General features: G+C 68.3%; 3 protein-coding genes. All 3 read left to right on the forward strand.

Features of this window, described 5'->3' with window-relative positions:
- Positions 1 to 1895, forward strand: a 1895-nt coding sequence (locus ACRDUX_RS05435) for an HAD-IC family P-type ATPase (RefSeq protein ID WP_526411753.1), incomplete at its 5' end; no start/stop codon positions are given.
- Between the two features lie 44 nt (positions 1896 to 1939).
- On the forward strand, positions 1940 to 2191 hold the full coding sequence (locus ACRDUX_RS05440; RefSeq protein ID WP_526411755.1) for an Rv0909 family putative TA system antitoxin: 252 nt from the start codon (positions 1940 to 1942) through the stop codon (positions 2189 to 2191).
- 2 nt (positions 2192 to 2193) lie between these two features.
- The coding region (locus tag ACRDUX_RS05445; protein WP_526411757.1) for a type II toxin-antitoxin system Rv0910 family toxin at positions 2194 to 2458 on the forward strand (265 nt) is incomplete at its 3' end.

Here is a 2458-nt window from a genome sequence, read left to right on the forward strand (position 1 = left end):
ACGTGAAGTCGGGCAGCTTCGTCGTCGCGGGCACCGGCGCGTACCGCGCGACGAGGGTGGGCCGCGAGGCCTATGCCGCCAAACTCGCCGAAGAGGCAAGCAAGTTCACGCTGGTGAAGTCCGAACTGCGCAGCGGCATCAACACGATCCTGCGGGTCATCACGTACCTTCTGGTTCCCGCCGGTCTGCTGACCATCTACACGCAGCTCTTCACCACCGAAGTCGGCTGGCGGGAGTCGGTGCTGCGCATGGTCGGTGCGTTGGTGCCGATGGTGCCGGAGGGTCTGGTGTTGATGACGTCGATCGCATTCGCCGTCGGGGTGATCCGCCTTGGCAGGCGTCAGTGCCTGGTGCAGGAGCTGCCCGCGATCGAGGGCCTCGCCCGCGTGGACGTGGTGTGCGCCGACAAGACCGGAACGCTGACGGAGAACGGCATGCGGCTCAGTGAGCTCAAGTCACTGGCCGCTGGTCGCCGAGCCGAGGACGCCCTGGCGTCGCTAGCCGCCGACGACAGTCGTCCCAACGCCAGCATGCAGGCCATCGGCGAGGCGTACGACGAACCACCTGGGTGGGTGGTGACCGCCACCGCGCCGTTCAAGTCGGCGACCAAGTGGAGCGGAATCTCATACGGGGACAACGGCAACTGGGTCATCGGTGCACCCGACGTGCTGCTCGATCCGGCGTCGCCGGAAGCCGAGGAGGCCGAGCGGATCGGCGCGCAGGGACTGCGGGTGCTGCTCCTCGGGTCGTCGGACAGGTCGGTCGACGCCCCCGACGCCCCCGGCACCGTCACCCCGGTGGCCCTGGTCGTCCTCGAGCAGCGCGTCCGCCCCGACGCCAGGGAGACGTTGAACTACTTCGCCGACCAGAAGGTGACGGTGAAGGTGATCTCGGGCGACAACGCCGTCTCGGTCGGTGCGGTCGCCGGCACCCTCGGCCTGCACGGCGAGACCTTGGACGCCCGTCAACTGCCCGCCGAGACCGACGATCTGGCCGCCACGCTCGAGGAGTACACGACGTTCGGCCGGGTGCGGCCCGACCAGAAGCGCGCGATGGTGCACGCCTTGCAGTCGCGTGGTCACACCGTGGCGATGACGGGCGACGGCGTCAACGACGTGTTGGCGCTCAAGGACGCCGATATCGGCGTCGCGATGGGATCGGGCAGCTCGGCGTCGCGCGCCGTCGCTCAGATCGTGTTGCTGGACAACAGGTTCGCCACCTTGCCGTACGTCGTCGGCGAGGGCAGGCGGGTGATCGGCAACATCGAACGGGTCTCGAACCTGTTCCTCACCAAGACGGTGTACTCGGTGCTGCTCGCGGTGTTGGTCGGTGTGGGCGGGCTGTCGGCCAAGCTGTTCGGCACGGATCCGTTGCTGTTCCCGTTTCAGCCCATCCACGTCACGATCGCCGCCTGGTTCACCATCGGCATCCCGGCGTTCGTCCTGTCGCTGGCACCCAACCGGGAGCGGGCCCACTCTGGCTTCGTCCGCCGGGTGATGACGTCCGCCCTGCCGAACGGGCTGGTCGTCGGCCTGGCGACGTTCGCCTCCTACCTGCTGGCGTACGAGGGCCGCGCGGCGACGCCCGCCCAGCAGATGCAGGCCTCCACGGCCGCGTTGATCACGCTCCTGGTGGGGGCGTTGTGGGTGCTCGCCGTGGTGGCCAGGCCCTACGAGTGGTGGCGGGTCGGGCTCGTCGGGATCTCGGCGGCCGCGTACGTGGTGATCTTCTCGATACCCCTGGCCAGGCGAGGGTTCATGCTCGACCCGTCCAATGTTGCGCAGACGGCGACGGCCCTGGCGATCGGTGTGGTCGCCGCCGCGCTCATCGAGGTCCTCTGGTGGATGCAGGGGGCAGTCATCGGGGAGAAGCGCCGCCTCTGGCGGTCGGAGTGAGCAACCCGGGAGTTTTCGGCGAGCCCGGCGATTAGGGTGGGGCCATGGGATTTCTAGACACGCTCAAGAATCTGGTATCGAAGAACGCCGACAAGGTCGATACCGCCATTGACAAGGCAGGCGACCTCGTGGACAAGAAGACGCAGGGTAAGTACGCCGGGCAGGTCGACAAGGCGCAGGAAGCCGCGAAGAAGGCGGCCAGGGACAACGCGGGCGGCGCCGAGCAACAGCCGCCGCAACCGCCTCAGGCGCCGCCGCCCCCCGCCGCGCCTGCTGGGCCCCCGCCGACGCCGTAGCGATGGCGAAGCTGTCGGTCTCCGTCGACGTACCACTGTCGCCGGATAACGCCTGGGACGCCGCCTCCGACCTGTCGCGCTACAAGGATTGGCTGAGCATCCACCGGGTGTGGCGCAGCACGCTGCCCGACACGTTGGAGAAGGGCACGAAGCTGGCGTCCGTGGTCGAGGTCAAGGGCATGCTCAACCTCGTCAGGTGGACGATCGTCAGCTACAAGCCGCCTCAGTCGCTCACGCTCGACGGTGACGGCAAGGGCGGCGTGAAGG

Source organism: Mycobacterium sp. (genome assembly GCF_050701675.1).
Taxonomy (GTDB): domain Bacteria; phylum Actinomycetota; class Actinomycetes; order Mycobacteriales; family Mycobacteriaceae; genus Mycobacterium.

Bases quoted from the DNA above. Each gene is read 5' to 3' on its own strand.
- ACRDUX_RS05440 (WP_526411755.1), top strand. From the start codon at position 1,940: ATGGGATTTCTAGACACGCTCAAGAATCTGGTATCGAAGAACGCCGAC.